Annotated in this window: 22 protein-coding genes; 14 read left to right on the top strand and 8 right to left on the bottom strand. The window is 59.6% G+C overall.

Annotated elements, in window-relative coordinates; all coding sequences use genetic code 11:
• Window positions 1-76: 76 nt before the first annotated feature.
• Both EDF70_RS15725 and EDF70_RS15730 read left to right on the top strand, forming a co-directional pair.
• A complete protein-coding gene (locus EDF70_RS15725; protein WP_132275225.1) occupies window positions 77-358 on the top strand; it encodes a YlcI/YnfO family protein in 282 nt (93 codons plus the stop codon).
• Entirely contained in the window at window positions 355-654 is a 300-nt protein-coding gene (locus tag EDF70_RS15730; RefSeq protein WP_132275228.1) for a type II toxin-antitoxin system RelE/ParE family toxin, read from the top strand. The genes EDF70_RS15725 and EDF70_RS15730 overlap by 4 nt, the downstream gene beginning before the upstream one ends.
• A 12-nt stretch (window positions 655-666) precedes the next feature.
• Here EDF70_RS15730 and betA read toward each other — a convergent pair whose 3' ends face one another.
• The 4 genes from betA to betI all read right to left on the bottom strand — a co-directional run bounded on the left by betA (window position 667) and on the right by betI (window position 6,372).
• The gene (gene betA / locus EDF70_RS15735) at window positions 667-2,319 is read right to left on the bottom strand and encodes a choline dehydrogenase (protein WP_132275230.1); all 1,653 of its coding nucleotides are present in this window, start codon (window positions 2,317-2,319) and stop codon (window positions 667-669) included.
• 462 nt (window positions 2,320-2,781) lie between these two features.
• Window positions 2,782-4,245 carry a betaine-aldehyde dehydrogenase gene (gene betB, locus EDF70_RS15740; RefSeq protein WP_132275233.1) on the bottom strand — a complete coding sequence of 488 codons (1,464 nt, stop codon included), beginning with the start codon at window positions 4,243-4,245 and terminating at the stop codon, window positions 2,782-2,784.
• Window positions 4,246-4,249: 4 nt separating this feature from the next.
• Complete coding sequence (betC, locus tag EDF70_RS15745; RefSeq protein WP_132275235.1) at window positions 4,250-5,773, bottom strand: choline-sulfatase; 1,524 nt, start codon at window positions 5,771-5,773, stop codon at window positions 4,250-4,252.
• Window positions 5,770-6,372, bottom strand: coding sequence for a transcriptional regulator BetI (gene betI, locus EDF70_RS15750; RefSeq protein WP_132275238.1), 603 nt, complete (start codon window positions 6,370-6,372; stop codon window positions 5,770-5,772). The genes betC and betI overlap by 4 nt, the downstream gene beginning before the upstream one ends.
• A 363-nt stretch (window positions 6,373-6,735) precedes the next feature.
• Between betI and EDF70_RS15755 the strand changes: the two genes are divergently transcribed.
• The 3 genes from EDF70_RS15755 to EDF70_RS15765 all read left to right on the top strand — a co-directional run bounded on the left by EDF70_RS15755 (window position 6,736) and on the right by EDF70_RS15765 (window position 10,348).
• Entirely contained in the window at window positions 6,736-8,577 is a 1,842-nt protein-coding gene (locus tag EDF70_RS15755; RefSeq protein WP_132275240.1) for a GGDEF domain-containing protein, read from the top strand.
• A gap of 65 nt (window positions 8,578-8,642) precedes the next feature.
• Window positions 8,643-9,638, top strand: coding sequence for an NAD(P)H-quinone oxidoreductase (locus EDF70_RS15760; protein WP_245519190.1), 996 nt, complete (start codon window positions 8,643-8,645; stop codon window positions 9,636-9,638).
• 563 nt (window positions 9,639-10,201) lie between these two features.
• Complete coding sequence (locus EDF70_RS15765; RefSeq protein WP_132275246.1) at window positions 10,202-10,348, top strand: DUF1127 domain-containing protein; 147 nt, start codon at window positions 10,202-10,204, stop codon at window positions 10,346-10,348.
• Window positions 10,349-10,422: 74 nt separating this feature from the next.
• Here EDF70_RS15765 and EDF70_RS15770 read toward each other — a convergent pair whose 3' ends face one another.
• A complete protein-coding gene (locus EDF70_RS15770; RefSeq protein WP_132275249.1) occupies window positions 10,423-11,160 on the bottom strand; it encodes a DUF3750 domain-containing protein in 738 nt (245 codons plus the stop codon).
• An 88-nt stretch (window positions 11,161-11,248) separates the two neighbouring features.
• Here EDF70_RS15770 and EDF70_RS15775 point away from each other — a divergent pair, with 88 nt between their 5' ends.
• Window positions 11,249-12,256, top strand: coding sequence for an asparaginase (locus EDF70_RS15775; RefSeq protein WP_132275897.1), 1,008 nt, complete (start codon window positions 11,249-11,251; stop codon window positions 12,254-12,256).
• 67 nt (window positions 12,257-12,323) lie between these two features.
• Window positions 12,324-12,950, top strand: coding sequence for a glutathione S-transferase N-terminal domain-containing protein (locus EDF70_RS15780; protein ID WP_132275252.1), 627 nt, complete (start codon window positions 12,324-12,326; stop codon window positions 12,948-12,950).
• A 50-nt stretch (window positions 12,951-13,000) separates the two neighbouring features.
• Here EDF70_RS15780 and EDF70_RS15785 read toward each other — a convergent pair whose 3' ends face one another.
• Entirely contained in the window at window positions 13,001-13,660 is a 660-nt protein-coding gene (locus tag EDF70_RS15785) for a glutathione S-transferase family protein (protein WP_132275255.1), read from the bottom strand.
• A gap of 140 nt (window positions 13,661-13,800) precedes the next feature.
• Between EDF70_RS15785 and EDF70_RS15790 the strand changes: the two genes are divergently transcribed.
• Complete coding sequence (locus tag EDF70_RS15790; RefSeq protein ID WP_132275258.1) at window positions 13,801-14,082, top strand: type II toxin-antitoxin system ParD family antitoxin; 282 nt, start codon at window positions 13,801-13,803, stop codon at window positions 14,080-14,082.
• Window positions 14,079-14,375, top strand: coding sequence for a type II toxin-antitoxin system RelE/ParE family toxin (locus EDF70_RS15795; protein WP_132275261.1), 297 nt, complete (start codon window positions 14,079-14,081; stop codon window positions 14,373-14,375). Before EDF70_RS15790 ends, EDF70_RS15795 begins: the two co-directional genes overlap by 4 nt.
• 8 nt (window positions 14,376-14,383) lie before the next feature.
• Here EDF70_RS15795 and EDF70_RS15800 read toward each other — a convergent pair whose 3' ends face one another.
• Window positions 14,384-15,754 (bottom strand): TIGR03808 family TAT-translocated repetitive protein, encoded by a 1,371-nt coding sequence (locus EDF70_RS15800; protein ID WP_132275264.1) that lies wholly within the window; start codon window positions 15,752-15,754, stop codon window positions 14,384-14,386.
• A 211-nt stretch (window positions 15,755-15,965) separates the two neighbouring features.
• Between EDF70_RS15800 and EDF70_RS15805 the strand changes: the two genes are divergently transcribed.
• A complete protein-coding gene (locus EDF70_RS15805) occupies window positions 15,966-17,501 on the top strand; it encodes a diguanylate cyclase (protein ID WP_132275267.1) in 1,536 nt (511 codons plus the stop codon).
• A gap of 35 nt (window positions 17,502-17,536) precedes the next feature.
• On the opposite strand, the gene EDF70_RS15810 is transcribed toward EDF70_RS15805, so the two are convergent.
• Entirely contained in the window at window positions 17,537-18,118 is a 582-nt protein-coding gene (locus EDF70_RS15810) for a MarR family transcriptional regulator (RefSeq protein ID WP_132275270.1), read from the bottom strand.
• Between the two features lie 120 nt (window positions 18,119-18,238).
• Between EDF70_RS15810 and EDF70_RS15815 the strand changes: the two genes are divergently transcribed.
• The 4 genes from EDF70_RS15815 to EDF70_RS15835 all read left to right on the top strand — a co-directional run bounded on the left by EDF70_RS15815 (window position 18,239) and on the right by EDF70_RS15835 (window position 23,951).
• Window positions 18,239-19,738, top strand: a complete 1,500-nt coding sequence (locus EDF70_RS15815; RefSeq protein ID WP_165932043.1) for an MDR family MFS transporter — start codon at window positions 18,239-18,241, stop codon at window positions 19,736-19,738.
• 53 nt (window positions 19,739-19,791) lie between these two features.
• Window positions 19,792-20,802 (top strand): ligase-associated DNA damage response exonuclease, encoded by a 1,011-nt coding sequence (locus EDF70_RS15820; RefSeq protein WP_165932051.1) that lies wholly within the window; start codon window positions 19,792-19,794, stop codon window positions 20,800-20,802.
• Between the two features lie 235 nt (window positions 20,803-21,037).
• The gene (locus EDF70_RS15830) at window positions 21,038-22,672 is read left to right on the top strand and encodes a cisplatin damage response ATP-dependent DNA ligase (protein WP_132275276.1); all 1,635 of its coding nucleotides are present in this window, start codon (window positions 21,038-21,040) and stop codon (window positions 22,670-22,672) included.
• A 181-nt stretch (window positions 22,673-22,853) separates the two neighbouring features.
• The gene (locus EDF70_RS15835; protein WP_132275279.1) at window positions 22,854-23,951 is read left to right on the top strand and encodes a hypothetical protein; all 1,098 of its coding nucleotides are present in this window, start codon (window positions 22,854-22,856) and stop codon (window positions 23,949-23,951) included.
• Window positions 23,952-23,961 lie beyond the last annotated feature (10 nt).

Genomic DNA, 23,961 nt, shown 5'->3' on the forward strand with positions numbered 1-23,961 from the left:
ATTGGACCTCGACCGTTGACGACAGGGCTGCCCGGTGCAATCATGCATCGCAATTGCAACGCATGAGGTGATGCCGATGAAAACCGCCACCATTCCATCGCTGCGCGTGGATCCTGAATTGCGCGCTGCTGCTGAAAGTGTGTTGAAAGAGGGCGAGACGCTGTCTGCTTTCGTCGAGGCTTCGGTAAAGCAGCAGGTTTACATCCGCAAAACGCAGGCGGAGTTCATTGCGCGCGGGCTGGCTTCACTGGCTGAAGCGGAGCGGACAGGCGTCTATTACAGTTCGGAAGACGTGCATGCGATGCTGCGCGAAAAGCTCGAAAGAGCCAGGAAGCGCAAGGCCGCGCAGTCCAAATGACGTTTCGGCTTAAATATACGGCGGATTTTTACGAGGATTTGGATCGCATAACCGAATTCTTGATCGAGCACGATCCTGACCTTGCCGAGCGCGCAATCATCGCGATCGATAAAGCCCTAACAATTCTCGAGGATTTTCCTTTGATTGCCAGAGCAGTGTCGGCTGACGAGCCAATGCTCCGTGAACTGGTAATCCCTTTCGGCTCTTCGGGTTACGTCGTTCTTTTTCGTATTGACGGCAAGGATGTCATTTCCGTCGCCGCCATCCGCCACCAGCGCGAAGACGACTATCACTGACGCTGAGCCCAGCTACCGATCGCTCACACCCGCACGCGGGTTGACCCAAGGCTCCTGATTGCTGCGGGGCAGGGGCGTTCTTCCCAAAATATGATCCGCTGCCTTCTCGCCCGTCATGATCGATGGGCCGTTGAGATTGCCGTAGGTCACATGCGGAAAGATCGAACTGTCGGCCACTCGCAACCCCTCGACGCCAATCACCCGGCATTGCGGATCGACCACCGCCATCGGGTCGTCGGCACGGCCCATGCGGCAGGTGCCGCAGGGGTGGTAGGCGCTTTCCAGATGGTGCCGCAGAAAGGCGTCGATTTCTTCATCCGATTGCACGGCCTCGCCCGGCTGGATTTCCGGGCCGCGATAATCGTCGAACGCTTTCTGGGCAAAGATATCGCGGGTGAGACGCACGCAATGGCGAAACTTTTCCCAGTCTTCTGGATGGCTCATATAGTTGAAGCGGATGACCGGATCATCTTTTGGATCGGACGAGCGCAGCGTCACGTTGCCGCGCGATTTCGACAGATTGTAGCCGACATGGACCTGGAAACCATGGCTCTTGGCCGCCGCCTTGCCGTCATAGGAAATGGCGACGGGCAGGAAATGGAACTGGATATCCGGCTGCTTCAAACCGGCTTCCGAACGCAGAAAGGCGCAGGCCTCGAACTGGTTGGAGGCGCCAAGCCCGCCCTTTGTCATCAGCCATTGTGCGCCGGCCACGCCCTGCCAGAACCACGGCAGCCACGAATAAAGAGAAACCGGCTTGGTCGAGACCTGCTGGAAATAAAATTCCATATGGTCCTGCAGATTGGCGCCGACCCCCGGCCGGTCCGCTTTCACCTCGATACCCATGTCTTTCAGGTGCTGCGCCGGCCCGATGCCCGACAGCATCAGCAGCTTTGGTGAGTTGAAAGACGATGCGGCTACGATCACCTCGCGGTTGGCCCTGATCACCTCCGTCACGCCGCGACGGGAAATTTCGACGCCGATGGCGCGTCCGTTCTCGATCACCACCCGGTTGGCGAAACCGGTGACGAGCTCAACGTTTTTCCGCTTCATCGCCGGCCGTAGATAGGCATTGGCGGCAGACCAGCGGCTACCATTGTGAATGGTCTGCTCCATCAGCCCAAAACCTTCCTGTTTCGAGCCGTTATAGTCGTCGGTCGTCTCGAACCCGGCCTGCGCCCCCGCCTTGATGAAGGCATGGAACAGCGGATTGGTCACCGGCCCGCGCCGCACATGCAAAGGCCCATCGGTGCCGCGCCATCCGGCCTCGCCGCCATGGCTGTGCTCCATGCGCTTGAAATAGGGCAGCACATCCGCATAAGCCCAGCCGGACGCGCCCAGCTCCTCCCAGCGATCGTAATCCTCCGCATGGCCGCGCACGTAGACGAGGCCATTGATCGAGGACGAGCCACCGAGAACCTTTCCACGCGGTGCAGTAATCCTGCGGTTGTCGAGGTGCGGCTCGGGCTCGGAAAGATAACCCCAGTTGTAACGTTTCATGCTCATCGGCCAGGCGAGAGCGCCGGGCATCTGGATGAACGGCCCGATATCGGAACCGCCGGCCTCAATGACGATCACCGAATTTTTGCCGTCCTCCGACAGGCGGTAAGCCATGGCGGACCCCGCCGAACCGGAACCGATGATGACGAAATCTGCCTGCTGCATGAATATCCCCTAGGGTAATCGAATAGGCGTTTGGGTGATTTGGAACTGAATGCGGCTCTTGTTAGGTTTTGATGTTCTATGATTTCATGGCGGCAGAGACTGGACGAGGCGTATCGATGGGTGCCAGGAATTTCACCAAAAATATTCTCGCCAAACTTGCTCGTCGCGAGAGTGAAAGGCTGGCTCAAGAACGTGCTCGTGAACGGTTCAGCGAAGGTATCTCCAACATTTACCGAGACCGCCGTGAACGCCACCAACCTCGCTCTCGATATATGACAAGACAAGCTCGCAAAGGTGTGGTTGCTGTTGGAGCGTTTTTTGGACTTCTCGTACACTTACGCTCCGGGCTAAACATGATACTTTGCATTTCTGTTTTCGGCGTTTGCGCTCTATTGATCTTCGAGCGCTGGAGGCAGGTGAAGCGCGCACGCGACGCTCACTTCGACTAGCGCTGTTTCGCTCTCAATACGGCGCGTCCACCTTGCCCATGCCTACATAAACCGTCTTCAGTTCGGAATAATGCTCCAGCGCGGCCAGCGAGTTTTCGCGCCCGAAACCGGACTGCTTCGAGCCGCCGAAGGGAATTTCCACCGGGCAGAGATTGTAGGTGTTGATCCACAGGGTGCCGGCATCCAGCTGATCCACCACCCGATGCCCGCGCGTCAGATCGGCGGTGAACACGCCCGCTGCCAGGCCAAATTCTGTCGTGTTGGCGCGAGAAATCACCTCGGCTTCGTCGTCGAAATCCAGCACGCACATGACCGGCCCAAAAATCTCCTCGCGGGCGATTGTCATCTCGTCGGTCACATCGGCAAACACGGTCGGCTGGATGTAATACCCTTCGCCGGTGACATGGTTCGGTAATCCGCCGCCGGTGATGAGCGTCGCACCTTCCGCTTTGCCCTTGTCGATATAGGAGAGCACTTTCTGGCGCTGCTCGAAGGAGACCATCGGCCCCATCTGGGTCGCCTCGTCCAGCGGTTCGCCGATGACGATGTTTTCCGTGCGCACCTTCAGTTTTGCCAGAAACTCCTGCTTGATCGCCTTCTGTACGAACACACGCGTGCCGTTGGAGCAGACCTGTCCGGTCGAATAGAAATTGCCGAGCATGGCGCCGCCGACGGCTGAGTCGAGATCGGCATCGTCGAACACGATCAGCGGCGATTTTCCGCCTAGCTCCATCGTCACATGTTTCAGGTTTCCGGCAGCCGCTGCCGCCACCTTGCGGCCGGTCGGCACTGAGCCGGTCAGCGACACTTTTGCAACGTCGGGATGCTGCACCAGCAAAGGCCCGGTCGAGCGGTCCCCCTGGATGACATTGAACAGACCCTTTGGCAGCCCTGCTTCAATCAGGATTTCTGCGATCTTCAAGGCACCGAGCGGCGTGTTTTCCGATGGCTTGAACACCATGGCATTGCCGGCGGCGAGCGCCGGTGCCGCCTTCCAGCAGGCGATCTGCTGCGGATAGTTCCAGGCGCCGATGCCGACGCAGACACCGAGCGGCACACGCTTGGTATAAGCAAAATCGCCACCCAGCGGAATGTAATCGCCATTCAGCCCGGCCGCGATCACGCCGCCGAAAAATTCAAAACTGTCGGCGCCCGATGTCGGGTCGGCGACGATGGTTTCCTGAATGGGTTTGCCGGTATCGAGCGTTTCCAGTTGCGAAAGCTCACGGTTGCGTTCGCGGATCAGGTCGGCGGCCCGGCGCAGGATACGGCCGCGTGCGGTCGGGCTCAAAGCCGCCCATTCCGGCTGCGCCCGTTTGGCGGCGGCAATCGCCTGTTCAACGATCGCGGGCGTTGCCGCATGCAGCCGGGCAATCACCTCTCCGGTGGCCGGGTACAGGCTTTCGAAGGCGGTGCCTTCGGTGTCTTCCACATAGTCGCCATCGATAAAGTGGCTGGCAATGGGTTGTGCGCGCATAAAATCATTCTCCTCGCGGGTAACGCTTGGAATCCTCGAGATTGTCGAGATTCATGTGGTTGCGCATATAGCGCTCGGATGCCTTTTGCAGAGGCTGGTGGTCCCAGGGGTAATAGGCGCCGTTGCGCAGCGCCTCATAAACCACCCAGCGGCGCGCCTGGCTTTCGCGCACGGCGGCGTCGAAGGCGCCCATGTCCCAGCGCTCCTCGCGTTTTTTGCGGAATTTTGCCACCACCTCGGCAAAGTCCGGGTTTCCCGCGAGGTTGGTCAGTTCCTGCGGGTCGCTGTCGAGATCGAACAAAAGGTCGGGGTCGAGCGTGCAGTGAACATATTTCCACTTGCCCTCGCGGATACCCACAAGCGGCGCATAGGAGGCTTCAGCGGCATATTCCATCAGAACAGGATTTTTGCGGACGCCGCCATCGATGACAGGCCGCAAACTCTCGCCATCCGTCCACGGCGCGATCTCGTCCATGGAAATACCGGCGAGGTCGCAGAGCGTCGGGGTGACATCGAGATTGGAGACCGGAGCGAGATGAAGGGCAGGGACAACGCCCGGTCCCGCAATCATCAGCGGCACGCGCGCAGACCCTTCAAAGAAGTTCATCTTGAACCACAGGCCGCGCTCGCCCAGCATGTCGCCATGGTCGGAGCAGAACAGGATCAGCGTGTCGTCCAGCTGGCGCGTGCGGGTCAGCGTGTCGATCAACTCGCCGACCTTTTCGTCGATATAGGAAATATTGGCGAAATAGGCTTGTCGCGAGCGGCGGACGTTGTCGTCGCTAATGGCGAAGCTCGCATAATCGCAGGATTTCAGGATGCGCGCCGAATGCGGATCCTGCTCCTCCAGCATGCCGACGTCCGGCATCAGGTGTTCGCAGTCGTTATAAAGATCCCAGAATTTTTTCCGCGCCACATAAGGGTCATGCGGATGCGTGAACGACACGGTCAGTGCCCAGGGCCGGCGCTCGGCATCGTCGCGCTCGCGGGAGAGATGGTAGATCTTCTGGTTGGCGAGGAAGGCGACCTCGTCGTCATATTCCATCTGGTTGGTGATTTCGGCGACGCCCGCGCCGGTCACCGATCCCATATTATGATACCACCAGTCGATGCGTTCGCCCGGCTTGCGATAGTCCGGCGTCCAGCCGAAGTCGGCCGGGTAGATGTCGGTGGTCAGCCGTTCCTCGAAACCATGCATCTGGTCCGGTCCGACAAAATGCATTTTTCCCGAAAGTGCGGTGTAATAACCGGCGCGGCGCAGATGGTGTGCATAGGTCGGGATGGAGGACACATATTCGGCGGCGTTGTCGTAAACCCGCGTGCGGCTCGGCAACTGCCCGGCCATGAAGGAAGCGCGGGCGGGCGCGCAAAGCGGTGACGAGGTGTAATTGTTGACGAACCGGGCCGAACGAGCGGCCAGCGCCTTCAGGTGCGGCGCATGCAGCCAGTCGGCCGGGCCGTCGGGAAAAAAAGTCCCATTCAGCTGGTCGACCATGATGATGAGAATGTTCGGGCGGGTCTGGCTCACGGCGTATCGGTGTCCTTCAGAAAGGGCTTGAGCTGCATGTCGATATAATCTTCGGTGAGCCCGATCGGTGCCGCATGTTGAAGCGGTGCGGCGTTCAGGCTCTGGCGGATATACAAGCCATCGATCATCGCCGCCACGCCTTCGGCAATCTTCGCCGCATCGTCCGGCGGGCACAGATGCTTGAGCGCATGCATGAGATTGGAGCGCAGCCGTCGCGTATAGATCACCAGCAGGCGGCGTACCTCGTCGGACCGTTGCGCTTCGACATAAAAGGCCAGCCACGCCGCCACCGTCTCGGCATCGAACTGATCGGCATGGAAGGACACGCGGATGATGGCCGACAGTCTTGCACGCGGCGTATCCGTGCTCCGCAGCGCCGCGACCAGATCGGCGCGCAGCCGTGTGAGCAGCGCCTGAATGGTGGCGATCACCAGCTGCTGCTTGCTGCCGAAATAATGATGCGCCAGTGCCGCCGAAACACCGGCCTCACGGGCGATTTCCGACATGGTCACGTCCAGCGAGCCATGGCTGCCGATCGTGCGCAACGCGGCATCGACAAGCGCCTTTCGGCGCAATGGCTCCATCCCGATCCGTGGCATCCGGCCTCCCGTTTTGCGAAAAGTCTATTTTTGATTGAGTGATCAATCAATATCCGGACGCGACATTTGTTGTTGTGTTTGGCGCGGTGAGGACTGATGTCACAAAGAGGTTCCGCATGTGCGTGCACTTCTCCGGGTTCATAATGCCGTAAACCACGAGCAGGGATGTGGCGCGAACGCAGATGCTTGGCCTCCGTCAAGTCCCTGAGCCATTTTAGAGAATCCTAGAATACCCTTTGAATAAAAACGGTTTTTACTGTCACAAAAGCTTCATAAAACCTTCATGTAAGGCTAAGCCATTCTTGACCATTTGCTGCGACCGTCCGGCCAGATTATTTTAGTGGTAATGCAGTGGAGATGCCGATGTCGGCAGCGACGTCACTCGAACCGGATATGTTCCGGCGTTATGCCAATGACCAGCTGGTCACGCTCGGCAAACTCGTTCTTGAAAATGCCTTCCAGCCCATTGTCGAGGTCGGCACCGGTACCGTTTTCGGTTATGAATCGCTGATGCGCGGTTGCGATCGGCTCGGGTTCGAAACGCCTTTGCAATTGCTCGATCAGGCGGCCGATACCGGGCAGCTTCTGCCGCTCGAGCAGATGATGGCCAGCCGCGCGCTTGCCAAATTCGCCACGCTGCCGGATTTTGCCTCCGCCACGCTGTTCCTCAATCTCGATGTCCGCCTCATTCAGCATGGTGAGGAATTTGTCGAAAAGCTCATCCAGCATTTGCGCAATGCGCATGTGCCGCCGTCTTCCGTCTGTTTTGAACTGTCGGAACGGTTCGACAATACCAGCGTGCCGGAATTCGCGACGCTGATGACCACCATGCGCAAGGCCGGTTTCAAGATCGCCATCGACGATTTCGGCGTCGGCCATAGCGAAATGAAGCTGCTCAGCGATTATCAGGTCGATTACCTGAAGATCGACCGCCATTTCATCGCCGGTTTCGACAAGAGTTCCCGCAAGCGTCATCTGGTCAAGAACATCGTCAGCATCGCCCATGTGCTGGGCGTGCGGGTCATCGCCGAAGGCGTGGAAACCGAAGCGGAATTCCTGTCCTGCCGCGAACTCGGCGTCGATCTCATTCAGGGCTGGTTCGTCGCCAAGCCCACCACCTTCATCAACGAGCTGCAGCCGTCCTTCGCGCATCTGGCCGATCTTGGTCGCACACGCCGCACCACCCAGTCGCTCGACGAAATCCTGATCCGCAAGCAGATCGAACGCCTGCCGACCGTTTACGAGCACGAATCCATCGACAGCGTTTTTGAACTGTTTCGCCGCAATCCGCGCCAGCCGTTCTTTCCGGTACTGAACGCCAATGGCGAGCCGCGCGGCATCATCCACGAATACCACCTGAAGGAATTCATCTACCAGCCGTTCGGCCGCGATCTGCTGAAGAACAAGGTTTATGAGCGCACGATCTCGCATTTCGTCGATCACGCCCCGACTGTCGGCCTCGATGCCAATGCCGAGCGGCTGATGTCGATCTTTGCCAATATGGATGGCAGCGATTGTGTCATCCTCACCGAAAACATGCGCTATGCCGGTATCGTGTCGGCGGCCTCGCTGATCAAGATCATCAATGAAAAGCGCCTGAAAAGCGCGCAGGACCAGAACCCGCTCACCGGCCTGCCGGGCAATCTCGCCATCCGCGATTTCATGCAGAGCGCCGGCCGCGACGACGAGCAGACGCGTTTCTTCTGTTATTGCGACTTCGACAACTTCAAGCCGTTCAACGACCATTACGGCTTTCAGATCGGCGACCATGCCATCTCGCTGTTTGCGGCGCTGATGAAGCGGTATTTCTTCTCCGAAGGTGATTTCCTAGGCCATGTCGGCGGCGATGATTTTTTCATCGGTGTCAGTGGCTGGACGATCGACGAGATCTCCGAGATTCTCGAGCGGCTGCTGAGCGATTTCCACGATGATGTCGTGCAGTTCTATTCACCGCAGGAACGCGCCGAAGGCCGCATCAAGGGCCATGACCGTTCGGGCATGGAGCGGTTTTTCCCGCTGCTGCGCTGCTCGATCGGTGCCATCGAACTGCCGGAAGGCCTGCTGCTCGATGATGTCGGTCGCGTCAGCGCCGAAATCGCCGCCATCAAGGCCTCGTCCAAGGAAAGTGAAGGCGGGCTGGTGTTCCGCGTGTTCGGTGGCGGTGAGCCGGACCTGCTCTCGACACTGCGCGGGGGAGCGACGTAACGCCACCTTCCCATATTTCAGTGACTGCTCTAATTCGGTGGTCGAGATGAATGGGAGAGCCTCCGATGCTGCCGAACCAGATGCGCTATATCGACTTGCCCTCCTTTGGTGGGCCCGAAGTCATGACCATTGCGACCGGGCCTCTGCCCGTCGCCCGCGCCGGTGAAATTCTCGTCAAGGTCGAGGCCGCAGGCGTCAACCGCCCGGATGTGCAGCAACGCAAGGGCGCCTATCCGCCGCCGAAGGATGCCAGCCCCATTCTCGGCCTGGAAATTGCCGGCGAAGTGGTGAGCGTCGGTGAAGGCGTTTCCGAATTCAAGGTCGGCGACAAGGTCTGCGCGCTCGCCAATGGCGGTGCCTATGCTGAGTATTGCGCGGTGCCTGCCGGTCAGGCGCTACCGTGGCCCAAGGAATATGATGCCGTCAAGGCCGCAGCGCTCTGCGAAACCTTCTTCACCGTCTGGGCCAACCTTTTCCAGATGGCGGGCCTCACCGAAGGCGAAAGCGTCCTCATCCATGGCGGCTCCAGCGGCATCGGCACGACGGCGATCCAGCTCGCCAAGGCTTTTGGCGCCACCGTCTACACCACGGTCGGCACGGAAGAAAAACGCATCGCCTGCGAAAAGCTCGGCGCCAAGCGGGCGATCAACTACAAGACGGAAGACTTTGCCGAAGTGGTGAAGGCCGAAACCGATGGCGCCGGCGTCGATGCCGTGCTGGACATGATCGGCGCCGACTATCTGGAAAAGAACCTTTCGGTTCTGGCCAAGGATGGCTGCCTATCGATCATCGCCTTCCTCGGCGGCAATGTCGCCGAAAAGGTCAATCTGGCACCGATCATGGTCAAGCGCCTGACCGTGACCGGCTCGACCATGCGCCCGCGCACGGCCGAAGAAAAACGCGCCATCCGCGATGATCTCAAAAGCCAGGTCTGGCCGCTTCTGGAAGCCGGCACCGTCGCCCCAGTCATCCATTCCGTACTGCCGTTCGATCAGGTGGCAGAAGCGCACCGGCTGATGGAAACCAGCAGCCATATCGGCAAGATCGTGCTGACGGTCTGATGTTCTTCGCAAGGGAAAATCGGGGAGCCTGAAGGAACGATCATCCTCAGGCTCGCGAATGCTAAGCCTAGCCGGCTCATTTTGCAACGCACATATATTCGCATCGCGTTACATAACTTGCCTTGCAGTGCACGCGGTTCGCACCTACCTTTTAATCATCATCAACGTAGTGAAAGGAAGGTGGTCCAATGTCTAATGAGATTTCGGTCTGTGTTACGGGCAATGGAAAGGTGGCGGTTTTGACGGGGCAGCCCTCGAACTGAACCACATCTTCCTTCGGACCGCAGCGATGCGGCCCGGGTTCGTTAAACCGGACCAAACCTCATGGAAGGGTCGCGCAAGCGGCCCTTTTTGCATTTCCGCATCGGCTTCTTCTCCTCTCTATGCAAACTTCACGGCATTCATTGATCTCCCGCAAGCACACCCATGCAAATATGCATGGGTGAGGTGATTATTGCGCGCTTTCAGTGCATCTTTTTCGGGCGTATATAAGGGTCATCGAAGACAAGAGAGCGCCAATCACCGGCAGCTAGGCTTCGAAAACCCACGGAAAGGGGATCATCATGAACGTCGTACGCACACTGAACAACTGGCGCAAATTCCGTCAGACCGTAACTGAGCTGGGCCGTATGTCCCCGCGCGAACTGGAAGACCTCGGCATCGAGCGTCACAATATCCGCCGCTTCGCAGGCACGGCCAACGGCCTCTAAGCCAAAATACTTTCAAGACCGTTCAACGCCCGCTCGTCCGCGGGAGTTTTGCGTTTCGTGCATGGCTCATGCGGCTATATACCGATCCGGCCGATGGCCGGCACCTTGATGCCCGGATCGTTTATGTCGATGCCGGCCACGAGCCCCAGAAAATGCAGTTCGAAGCCGCTGCGCATTCCGGCGGAAAAGCCGAGCAGGCCGCGCAGTGTCACATGCAGATCGCGGCCATCGGCATCGAGATGCCAGAAATCGCCATCCGGCAGATAGTCGCGGCCAACCGCATGCGGTGGTAAGACGGCGCCGAGTTCCGGCACATTGCGCAGCACGTAAGCCACAAAGGTGTTGGAGTTCGGTCCGGGCCAGATCGTATAACCGCCCGGTTCCGAATAGGGATAGGCGGCAATCGCCCCTTCAATCTTGGGGATCAGCAGTTCGGCTTGCGCCCCCTTCGCCTGCACCACCAATTGCGGCGGGTTGGAATACCAGTAGGCATCCGGCGGACGGTGGTTGCGGCGGATCGGGCTGCCCCAGCCGACCTTGTCATAACGAATATAGCCGCTTGCTCCCTTTTCCTTGGTGACGATCCAGGCATGGCTTGCGACGGATCCTTTGAGGCCGCCGGTGGCCGCCGAAAAGATATAGACGGCGGCCTCTTCGCTCTCACCGGCCTCCGGCAAAATGTGGGCGGAGCCCCAATTGGCTTCGCTCCACCGGCCCGGCCGTTCCTTGATCGCCCAGAAACCGGCCGATGCGAAGGTCGGCAACAGATATACGACGAAGATCAAAAGCAACATTCGCTTCAGATATTTCACCTAGTCTCCCCATCCGTTAGTGGAGTATGCGGATTTCAACAGTTCGTCCGCTCCGGGAGGATGACAGCAGCAAATGAGCGAGAGAGAAATGCAAAACCCCGTTACCGTCGAAGTCACCCGCGGCGATCGTGTCGAAAGTGTTCATCGCGGCCTGGCAGCCATTGTCGATGGCGATGGCAAGGTTGTGTTCTCCATGGGCGATATCGATTCTGCGGTTTTCCCGCGTTCGGCCTGCAAGGCCATGCAGGCGCTGCCGCTGATCGAAAGCGGTGCGGCCGATGCCTTTGGCCTGACCAACCGCGAGCTCGCACTCGCCTGCTCGTCGCATTCCGGCGAGGATGGCCATGTGGAAACGGCGGCCGGCATGCTGGCCAAGGCCGGTCATGATCTTTCCGTGCTCGAATGTGGTGCTCACTGGTCGAGTGATCAGCAGACGCTGATCCATCAGGCCCGTACACTGAGCGCACCGACGGCGCTGCACAACAATTGTTCCGGCAAACATTCCGGCTTCATCTGCACCTGCGTTCAGATGGGTTTCGATCCCAAGGGGTATGTCGGTTACGACCATCCGCTGCAGGCGGAAATTCGCGGAGTGATGGAAAATCTGACGGGCGCCGCGCTGGGCCATGAAAACTGCGGCACCGATGGCTGCTCGATCCCGACTTACGCCGCGCCGCTGAAAGGTCTTGCACACGGTTTTGCAAAAATGCTGACCGGCAATGGCCTCGGTGCCGAGCGCGCCAAGGCATCAAAACGTCTGTTCGATGCCTGCATGGCCGAGCCGTTTTACGTTGCCGGCACCAACCGCGCCTGCACGAAACTGATGGCGCTTGCGCCGGGTCGCATCTTTGCCAAGACCGGTGCGGAGGGCGTGTTCGTTGCCGCCCTGCCGGAAAAGGGTGTGGCGATCGCCACGAAATGCGAGGACGGCACCACACGCGCCGCTGAAGCCATGGTGTTTGCGCTGATTGCCCGCTGCCTCGACAAGAGCGACCCGCTGCGTGAGCAGCTCATGAGCATGGCCAACCGGCCGATGAAGAACTGGAACGGCATCCATGTCGGCGATGTGCGTGTGACCGACGCGCTGTTTGCCTGATCGCATGTGACGGCTTCTGCTCCTGTTGTGGCGGTGCTAAAACCATCGCGACAACAGGAGGGTTTTCATGTTCACGCTTCATCTTTCGCCGGGCGCCTGCTCACGCGCCAGCCATATCGCGCTGGCCGAGTCCGGGCTTGCCTATACGCTGAAACGGGTGAAGTTTGCGGAAGCTGAGCAACGCTCTGAAGCATTCCTGAAGGTCAATCCCAAGGGGCGGGTGCCGGCCTTGGAAACCGAGCATGGCGTTCTGACGGAAAACGTCGCCATCCTTGCCTATATTGCAGACACTGCCTCGAAAGCCGGTGCCTTGCTTGCGCCGGCGGATCCGTTCGCCTTTGCCCGCATGCAGGCCTTCAATGCCTATCTGGCATCCACGGTCCATGTCGCCCACGCTCATGGCCGCCGCGGCGCCCGTTGGGCCGATCAGGCTTCCTCGCATGCGGACATGCTGGCAAGGGTGCCGGGAAACATGCGCGACGGTTTCCGCCTGATCGAGGATGAGTTTCTCGCCGGCCCCTATGCCATGGGGGAGCAATATACCGTCGCGGACGCCTATCTGTTCGTGATGTCCGGCTGGTTGAAAAGCGACAATGTCGATATCGCCGAATTCCCGCGGGTCGCCGAGCATTTCGTCCGGATCGGTGCGCGGCCGGCGGTCAAGCGCGCACTGGAGGAAGAGGCGTCGCTTTGACGCCGCTTCTTTTCAGCCAACAGAATGCTGCAATCTAGCCCGGACAGACTCTAGGCCGGTTCCTTGTTGCGTGCATCCCACATGGCCTTGAAGCCCGGTCGGCTCTGGCATCTTTCCAGCCATGCCTTCAGCGCCGGGCGATCGTCCAGAAGCGGCGCGTGGCCCTGACCATAACGAACGCATTCGGCCACATTGATATCGGCAACCGTAAAGCGCTCGCCGACCATGAAGCTGTTGCTTGAAAGATGCTTTTCGAGCACGTCGAATGGCCGTTTCAGGCGACGTGCCGCGACGTCGATCACCGTCCTGCCTTCTTCGCTCTCCTGCTGCCCGCGGGCAATCGTGCCGGAAATATCCAGAGCCGGGGTTTCGATGCTGGTTGCGGCAAACAGCGACCATTGCACCGTCAGCGCTTCTTCGTCGATGTCCTTCGGGCCGAGATCGCCACCATATTTGCGTGCGATATAGATGCTGATGGCAAGCGATTCATGCAGAACAAAACCATCGTCATCCATTGAAGGGATCGAACCCATCGGGTTGACGGCCAGAAAATCCGGCGAAAGCGTGTTGAGTGGCGCTTCCGGCTGCAATGGCTCGCTGATGCGATAGGCCTGGATGACCGGGGCGAGGCGAAAGGGAAGGTCGAGTTCGGTGAGGAGCCAGAGCGGGCGCGTGGCGCGCGAGCGATAGACACCATAGATCGTCAGCATGCGAATCCTCCATGATTGCAGATGCTCAAGCTATGGGGCCAATGCCGCCAGGGGAAGATCAATCGGCGTGCGCAAACCATGAAATCTTGCGATGGTTTCGATATCGAGATGCGATATGATGGGCCTGACAGGAGAGCGCCATGAGCAAGATGCAGTCCATTACTGTAAGTCTTCCGATGGATATTGCGGAGCAGTTGCACGAGAAGGTTTCTTCCGGCGAGTATGCGACGGAGAGTGAGGCCGTCACCGAAGGCCTCAGGGAGCTGTTCGCCGAGGATCCGGCGATCCAAAAATGGATCGAGGACGACGTTCTACCCACCTTTGACCGTCTGCAGGCGGGAACTGAAAAGACGTTTACCGTGGATGAAGTTCGGGAGCGCCTTAATGCCCGTATGGAAGCATTGGTCGCCAAACACGCATGACGCACAAGGTGTTGTTCTCTGAAGCCGCGGATAATGACATTGCCGAGATAACGGCCTATCTGCTCCCCCTGGCAGGGGTGCGTGTAACGGATAGGTATGTGAAGCGCCTGCTGGACTATTGTCAGTCGCTCAACCTGTTTCCAAATCGAGGCGTAGCGATAGATGCGCGGTCTGGTCTCAGGCTGCTTGGATATCGCAAGCAAGCGACGATCGCCTTTTCTGTCGAGGGAGGATGCGTCACAATTGTCAGGATATTTCACCACGGCCGAAACATCGATTTCGACCTGGAGTGAGAGGGCGCCTACACCACCCTGTTGCCCATCACGGTCAGTTGCGGAAAGCCGGCTGCCTCCAGCGCCAGTTCGCGGCTGGCGACATCATGCCAGCGATAACCGATCACGCCGCCGCCCGGAACCTGCGCGAACAGGTTGTTGGTGATCACCGCACTGCCGGCACCTTCGGCCACCGAGACGGCACATCCGGTCTTTGCCTGCCGCACCACGTTTCCGGTAACGACGACATTGCGCAGATATGGTCCCCAGCCGAGAAGCAGCCCGAAACGCGGCGCGTTTTCAATGACGTTTCCCGACACCGCCGTATCCGCCTCCACGCTGATCCCGAGCCCGAAGAATGTATCGGACTGTTCGTAAGGCGCGGTCAGTGAGAGGTTGCGCACGACATTGCCGCTGACGGTTGCCAACCGGCCGCCCTCATTGAAATTGACGATCGAAATGCCGTTTGCGGCGCCATCCACCACATTGCCGTTGACGATAGCGCCTTCGAAACCGAATTCGGAATAGATGGCCGTCTCCCCGGATGCCAGGCACTGGTTGCCGGCGATCTGGACGTTCGACCCGGCATTCGACCGGATCGCAGAAAAGGCGGAACGGGCAATGTGGTTGCCGGTCACCTGCACATTGTCGGCGCGGTAGATGTTGATGGCATTGCCGTATTGTCCGGTGCCGCCGTTGGTGGCGCGCGTGCCGGTTATCCGGTTGCCGCTCACAAGCGTGCCGTCCGGCCCTTTGGTCCAGCGATGCACCAGAATGCCGCCATTTCCGCAATCGGTTACCGTATTGTTGGTGATGGCAAGACCGTTGCTTTCGATGGCAAGCAGGGCGTAGTCGGCAGCGTCGGCAATGCGGCACCGGTCGATCCGGCCCCCACACCGTTCCAGCTGGATGCCGGTCTTCGCCGAACCCAGGATCTCGCAATTGTCGATAATGACGTCGCCGACGTTGCGCATATGGACGATGGCTGCCGCGTTTTCGCCAAGCCCACGACCGGCGCCATCAAGCACGAGGTTGGACATCTCGATGCGGCGTGCACCGTCAGCGCGGAAAAGATGACCGCCGCCACCATACACAAGCCGTGTGGCGCCGCTGACGCCATGAAGCCGGGTGCCGTCCGGCAGGTTCATATTGGCGATGTTGTAAGTACCGGGCGGCAGAAAGACCGGCTGGTTGCTGCCGGCAGCTTTGGCGATGATCGAGGCCAGCTTTCTGCCCTGATCGTTAGCAACGCCGGGCGCCAGTCCCTCCGACCCGGCGTTGAGGCCGCCGCGCAGGTCTGCGGAGCCGATAACCGGTGGTGATGCAGCCATGGCGATTCGCCCACCCAGCATTCCGCCGGCTGCAGCCAGCGTCACGGCAAGCGCCTTTCTGCGAGACATTACTAAATTTGGGTTCATAACTTCCCGCCCGATCTCCGGCTGCCGTTTTCCGTATCAGTTCGATACACCCATAGGCCGATATTAAATTCGTTAGCCCGCAAAAGTTTCGAAATGTTCCGATCTTCTTAATTAAGGATAAGGACTTGTCGCCCATCATCTTCACGTTGGTGGTGGGACTTCCCGATAAAGATGGGTAGAAGGAGAAGCATGGATGAGCAGTGCCATGTTGCGGGAGGTCGTCTCGGAGGACCATCTCGATGGGCTGGATGAACTCCGCTATCAACTGCTCCGAATTTCCACCTCCGGTGAACTGGATGATGATCAAAGAGAACTTCTGAAGCGTGCGCTCGAAGCCGCCAGCATCCTCGATGATTTTCCTGAATATTTCTATATCAAGGACCGTCGCAGCCGTTATGTTTATGTGAACGCGGCGACAGCTGCGGCCAGCAGCAGTTATGCCAATGGTGGCATGCTCGGCACCACGATCTTCGATCATATCCGGCTGGAAAAGGCCGAAGAAATCTTCATGCTCGAGCAGCAGCTGATGTCGGTCGGAACCGGCGTCGTCGAGCGTGAAGAATTCATCGAAGTGCTGGATCGCGATCCCGTCTGGCTGCTGACCACAAAGACGCCGCTGCATAACGCGGCGGGCGAGGTGATCGGCCTGATCGGCGTGTCGCGCGATATCACCGAGCGGAAACGGCAGGAGGAGTTGCGGCGCTGTCATGCCACGCTTCTGGAAATGATTGCCCGCGGGCAGCCCCTTCCCAAAGTGCTGGATGCGCTGACCCATCTGGTCGAGCAGCAACTGAGTGATGTCTGCGCCTCCGTTCTCCTGATCGAGGAAGGTTCGGACCGGCTGCGCCATGGCGCAGCGCCAAGCCTGCCGGATACCTATGTGAAACTGATCGACGGCATAGAAATCGGCCCCCGTACCGGCTCCTGTGGAACTGCCGCCTGGCGCCAGTCACGTGTCGTCGTCAGTGATATCGAGAATGATCCGCTCTGGCATTCGTTTGCCGATCTGGCGCTTGTCTTCGGTTTTCGCGCCTGCTGGTCCAATCCGATCATGGCGCCCGATGGCGAGGTGCTCGGCACTGTTGCGCTCTATGCCCGTACCGTGCGCGAACCGACCGCTGTGGAACTGGAGCTGATGGCGGTTGCCACCGATATTGCCGGCATTGCCATCGAGCGCGCCCGCAGCGAGGAGCGTATTCGTCACATGGCGCATCACGACGCGCTGACGGGCTTGCCGAACCGCGCTTTGTTCTGGACGCAGTTCAATCGGGTGCTTCTGGAGGCCAAACGGACAAAAGCCAAGGTCACCGTCGCCTATATCGATCTCGACAATTTCAAGCAGATCAATGACCGGTTTGGTCATGCCGCCGGTGATGAAGTGCTGAAAGTGCTGGCGGGCCGCATGGCGGCTTGCGTGCGTGCCAGTGATCTTCTGGTGCGCCTGGGGGGAGACGAATTCGCCATCGTGTTCCCCAACAGCTTTCAGGATGAACCGGGCATCGTTCGCCGTTTGCAGGAATTGCGCATGGCTGTCTCATCTCCCGTGACCGTCGAGGACCATACGATCCGGCCGAGCTGCAGCATGGGTGCGGCGTTCTTCCCGCAGGACGGCGATACGCCGGAAGCGCTGCTGGCGAGCGCCGATCGGGCCATGTACGAGGCCAAGGAACTCGGTCGCGACAGGCTGCGCGTGTCGCATTCGCTGTTGATGGATGGATCGGGGATCTGAAGCGGGCACAATCCTTTGGATAGGTTCGCGGCGCTTCAGCCAGACACGATCTTTTCCGGGCCGGGCGGCAAGCCTGCCGGCTCACCGGTCTTGTCCGTCGACTGATAGATTTCTTCGAACCCGTCGACGAAGCGTGCAAACAGCCGCGCAAAGGCCTGCTGGTCCTCGTCGCTCCAGTCAGCGGTCATCTGCTCGATCAGGCCATGCTTGACGCTGCGGATTTCGTTCAACAGCTTTTCACCGAGTTCCGTCGGGGCGATCAGCGAGCGGCGGCCGTCTTCCTGTGAGGCGTCACGGCGCAGGATTCCGCGTGAGACCAGATCCGCCACCAGCCGGCTGCCGCGCGAAGGGTCGATGCGCATCGCATCGGCGATGGCGCCCACTGTGACCTCGCCTCCGGCTTGCGCAATACGTCGGCTGACGTCGAGCACATCGAGATCCGTCAGTTCCAGCCCCGGCGCCACATTGGCGATTGCGATGCGGCCGACGATACGCCGACCGATCAGAAAGCGCATGCGCGTCAGCGTCTGGCCAATGTCCAGGATCGCGGCATCATGCACCGGGCGCTCGGCCGGTGGTTTCGGTGAGGACGTGGTTGGTCGTATCGGCTTGGTCATGGCGGTCTTGTAGCAAACCCGTGCGTGCGGGAAAACATGTAAATGCGAAATGCAAAAGCATGCTGTTGACCATTATATGCAAATGGCACATGATTTGGAAAGTCACACGAAAGTTTTTCCATGGACATGTCCCAGCCGGCGTTTCAGCCGCTCGTCGCCGATCCCCGCCGGCGCCTGTTGCTTTTCTTCTTCCTGATGTTTTCCATGTTCATGGCGACGCTGGACAACCAGATCGTCTCGACCGCGCTGCCCACCATCGTCGGTGAGTTCGGACAGCTTGAGCGGTTTGGCTGGATCGGGTCGTCATACCTGCTTGCCAGCAGTGCCGTCATGCCGCTTTACGGCAAGCTCGGTGACCTCTTTGGCCGCAAATACGTAATGATCGCGGCGATCATGCTTTTCACCGTCGGCTCGCTGATCTGCGGCCTTGCGTGGTCGATGGAGTCATTGATTGCCGCCCGTGTTTTTCAGGGACTTGGCGGCGGCGGCATTCTGGTGTCGATCTTTTCGGTGAATGCCGATCTGTTCGAACCCCGCGAAAGGGCAAAATATCAGAGCTACACCAGCCTCGTGATCATGGCATCGGGCAGCGTCGGGCCGCTGCTTGGCGGCACGATGAGCGACCTGTTCGGCTGGCGCTCCATCTTTCTGATCAACCTGCCGATCGGCATCATCGTGTTGACCGGGCTGATCATTCTTCTGCCCTACAAGCGCCCGGAGCGTCAGCCGAAGATCGATTATCCCGGCGCCATTCTTCTGGCTGCCGCCATCTCGTGTTTCGTGCTGTTTGCCGATAGCGGCGAGCTTTTCGGGTCGATAATTTCCATCGAAAGCGCCATCGTCGTTGCCGTTTGCGCAGTCTGCATCGCGGCCTGGATCGCCGTGGAAAAACGGGCGGCAGAACCGATCGTGCCGCTGCGCCTGTTCAGGGATTCGACCTTCACGCTGTCGCTGGTCATTTCCGCCACCAGCGGCTCGGTGGCGATCGGCATGGTCAATTATTTCGCGCTGTTCCTGCAGACCACGACTGGTCTTTCGCCGACGGCGGCTGGCCTGTTTTTCGTTGCCGTCACGGTCGGTCTGGTCATCGGTTCCATCTCGGCCGGGCGTCTGATTGCCCTGACAGGGCGCTACAAACCTTTCCTCGTGCTCGGACTGTCGCTGAACTGCATTTCGCTTGGCATCTTCTCGCAGCTTCATCCCGGTACATCACTCTATGTGATTGCACTGGTCATGCTGTTTCAGGGCCTTGCCGTCGGGTTTGGCCAGCAGGCACCGGTCATCGCGGTTCAGAATTCGGTGCCTAGAGGCGATATCGGTACGGCTACGGGTACGGTCACACTGATGCGCATGGGCGGTGCGGCGATCGCGATTTCCATCTACGGCGCCATCATCGCGGCCGGGCTTAGAGGCGTGCAGATCAACATTCCCGGTATTTCCGACATCCATTCGCTGACACCGAAACTGATGGCCGCACTTCCGGAGGCATCACGCGCGGCCGTTGCCGAGATCTATGCGGGTGCCTTCACCAATATGTTCCTGACCGCGTCCGGCATTGCTGCACTTGGTCTGATCGCCGCCATCGCCATGAAGAATGTGCGGCTGCCGTTTCGCGGCTGAACCGCGCTTGACAAACCCTCGCCAAAACCTCGGGTTCGCCCTATCTCGTCATGATGAAACCCGAGGCCCTGCTTCATCCCACCCCCGCCGGGCTGTTCTGTCCGATTGGCGGTTTTCACATCGATCCGGTACGTCCCGTCGAAAGGGCGTTGATCACGCACGGTCATTCCGATCACGCCCGCGCCGGCCACAGACACGTTCTGGCGACGCGCCAGACGCTCGATATCATGCGCATCCGCTACGGCGAGGATTTTTGCGAGAGTGAGCAGGCCGCCGAGTTCGGTGAGGTTCTCGAAGTCGGCGGCGTGACGGTCAGCTTTCATCCGGCCGGCCATGTGCTGGGATCGGCGCAGATCGCCGTCGAAAAGGGCGGGCTTCGCATCGTTGCCTCGGGTGATTACAAGCGTGGTATCGACCCGACCTGTGCATCGTTCATGCCGGTCAAATGCGACGTCTTCATCACCGAGGCGACCTTTGGCCTGCCGGTGTTTCACCATCCCGAGCCGCGCGGTGAAATCGCCAAACTGCTGCGATCGATCGAACAGTTTCCCGATCGTACCCATCTGGTCGGCGCCTATTCGCTGGGCAAGGCACAGCGGGTGATCCGGCTGATCCGCGATTGCGGTTGGGAGGAGCCAATCTATATCCACGGCGCGCTGGCGAAGCTCTGTGATTATTATGTCGGGCAAGGGATCGAACTCGGCGATCTGCGCCCTGCGACGATCGACAAGAGTACGCCCGATCTCTTCAAGGGCGCCATCGTCGTCGGCCCGCCCTCGGCCTTTCAGGATCGCTGGGCAAGACGTTTCAACGAGCCGCTGATTTCGTTCGCTTCCGGCTGGATGATGGTGCGACAGCGGGCAAAACAGGGCGGCGTCGAGCTGCCGCTGGTGATTTCGGATCATTGCGACTGGCCGGAGCTGCTGGAAACCATCAGGGAGATTGCGCCCTCGGAAGTGTGGGTGACGCATGGCCGCGAGGAGGCGCTGGTGCGCTGGTGCGAGCTGCAGGGCCTGCCGGCCAAGCCGCTGCATCTGGTGGGCTATGAGGATGAGGGGGATTGATGGTGAGCGGCGTTGGTGATTGTGGCTTTACCCCCCTCTGCCCTGCCGGGCATCTCCCCCTCAAGGGGGGAGATCGCAGGGGGCATGACCTCCGCTCCATTGAGAAGACCGCTTTTTCGGAAACGCTTGTGAGTGAGGATGGACGGTGCGTCTATCCGATCTCCCCCCTTAAGGGGGAGATGCCCGGCAGGGCAGAGGGGGGGGGCTCGGCGCCGACCTATATGGCGGTGGCGCCATGAAACCATTCGCAACACTCCTCGATCGCCTCGTCCTCACCCCGTCGCGCAACGGCAAGCTCAAGCTTCTCGCCGATTATTTCCGCACGACACCCGATCCCGACCGTGGATATGGCCTTGCCGCCATTGCCGGTACGCTGGACCTCAAAAGCGTCAAGCCGGCCATGCTGCGCGAACTCGTGATGGAGCGCATGGACGAGGTGCTGTTCCGGTATTCCTACGACTATGTCGGCGACCTTGCCGAAACGATTGCGCTGGTCTGGGATGGCGGCGCCAAGGAGCGTGTCGATGATGCGAAACAACCGCATCTCGGCGAGGTCGTCACCCGCATGAATGCGCTTGGCCGCACCGAAGTCCGCTCCGCCGTTCGCGATCTGCTCGACCATCTCGATCCGTCCGCCCGTTTCGCCTTCCTGAAACTGGCGACCGGCGGACTGCGGATCGGCGTCTCCGCCCGCCTCGCCAAACAGGCACTGTCGGACATGTCGGGCAAGGATGTCACCGAAATCGAGACGCTCTGGCACGGTCTGACGCCGCCTTACGAACCACTGTTCGCCTGGCTGGAGGGCAAGGCGGAAAAGCCGGTTCTCGCCACGCCCGCCATCTTTCATTCGGTGATGCTGGCCAATCCGGTCGAGGACGGAGATCTCGAAAAGCTCGATCCCGCCGATTATGCCGCCGAATGGAAATGGGATGGCATTCGCGTGCAGATGTCGAGTTATGGCGGCACGAAAAAGCTCTATTCGCGTTCGGGTGACGATATTACCGGTGCCTTTCCCGATATCGTCGATGCCATCAATTTCGATGGCGTCATCGACGGCGAATTGCTAGTCGGCGGCACTGCCCGTTCCAACAACCCGACGCGCACCTTTTCCGACCTGCAGCAGCGCCTCAACCGCAAGACGGTGACTGCGAAAATGCTGGACGATTACCCCGCTTTCGTGCGCGCCTATGATCTCCTGTTCGAAGCCGATGAAGATATCCGCGCCCAGACTTTTCTCGAACGCCGTGGCCGGCTCGGCGACATCATCGACCGCGCCCCGCACGACCGGTTCGACCTCTCCGACCTCGTGCCGTTCAAGACCTGGGACGAGCTTGATGCCGTGCGCCGTGATCCGCCCGATCCCGTCATCGAAGGCGTCATGATCAAGCGGAAGGACAGCGTCTATCAGGCCGGGCGTCTCAAGGGGCCGTGGTTCAAGTGGAAGCGCGATCCGTTCAATATCGATGCCGTCATGCTCTATGCCCAGCGCGGCCACGGCAAGCGCTCCAGCTATTATTCCGATTTCACCTTTGGTGTCTGGGCCGACGGGCCGGATGGCGAACAACTGGTGCCGGTCGGAAAAGCCTATTTCGGCTTCACCGATGCGGAGCTTGAAGTACTCGACAAGTTCGTGCGCGACAACACGACCGAGCGCTTCGGGCCGGTGCGGGCCGTGAAGGCGCAGCCCGATTTCGGTTTCGTGCTGGAGGTGGCGTTCGAAGGCATCAATCGCTCCAGCCGCCACAAGTCGGGCGTCGCCATGCGGTTTCCGCGCATCGCTCGTCTGCGGCAGGACAAGCTGCCACGCGATGCCGACCGGCTATCGACGCTGACGGCGATGATCGATGCCCGCGAAGGCTCGGCACGGTAAAAACCGCAGACGCTAATCTATGGGTTGTCGATTTCGGCAGGCGCGCTATTTTGGCGCGTGGCTATTCTGCCGCTCCCCAATCGGGATGCCGTCGTTTTCCTGCCCGGTATCCCATCCCCGTCATTGGCAGTTCTGCCATCGCCCGCATTCCCGCACTTGCTGTGCGCATCCGAGACGTATCATGACCTTTTCCGAAATTCCGTTTCCCGACCGCCCGCTGGCCATAAAGGCTTCGTCGATCACCACGCCACGCAATTATGGCTGGGCGGCACCCTTCATGTTCGTGCTCTGCGGGCTGTTCCTCTACTGGCAGGTGCCCGATCTGTGGCGTGACTACGTGATCAGCCAGAATCCCGTCATCGTGGAAAATGGCCAGTTGCGTGATGGTGAGTGCCGCGTCAGCAAGGGTGTGCTGACCATTTGCGATGCCGAACTCGCCTACAGCTATAACGGCCGTTCCTATGAGGGCAAAACCACCTTCTTTTTCGTGGATTTCCACGCCGGCGCCTATGAAACGGATCTGGTGATCTCCGCCGATCATCCCGAATTGTCGACGGTCAGCCTTGGCATCGAAAAGATGTGGAACCGCGTCATCTCCTTCGCGGTGGTGGTGGCAGTACTGGCCGGCCTCTGCGTTACCTCGGTCTTTCTCGGCTTTCGTGTCGCCTGGGTGCGCAGCCGGCTGACCACACCTGAGCCGCTGAAGCCGATCCCGGTTGAAATCGTTACCTTCAAAAGCAGTTTCGGGCGTCTGTACGTCACCTATGCCGACAAGATTGCCGACGACAAGACCAAGCGCACCGCTTACACGACCTTCGGCAAGGGGCAGGAGCCTATCATCCTTGGCGAGGCCGATGGTTCCGCCGTGGCCCTTGCCGTCCGTCATGGCACGACATCACTGCCTGTTCTCCTGGATACGGGGCTGGAGCGCATCAAGATGACGGACGAGGAACGCGCTTCGGTTCTCGCCTCGATCACGGCTGTTCAGGCGACGGTGGAAGGGCCGCAATCCATACGCGAACCGGCAAAGAAGGGCAGGTTCCTGCGCACCATTCTTGGCTTCCTGGCCATCATCCTCGTCATCGTCGGTTTGGTGCTCGGTTACTGGTACTGGTATGTGACGGCCGGCTATACGCAGTTCATGCAGGCCGGCATGGAGATCAACAACATGCTGCCGGCGCTGATGAACGAATGGGGCTGCGACCAGCTGCAGAAACGTTTTGGTGACCAGAACGCGCCTTACGGCTGCACGGCCAGCGATTTCAAAAGCTGGAAATAAAAACTATGCC

It is taken from the genome of Neorhizobium sp. JUb45 (assembly GCF_004343585.1).
Lineage (GTDB): Bacteria > Pseudomonadota > Alphaproteobacteria > Rhizobiales > Rhizobiaceae > Neorhizobium.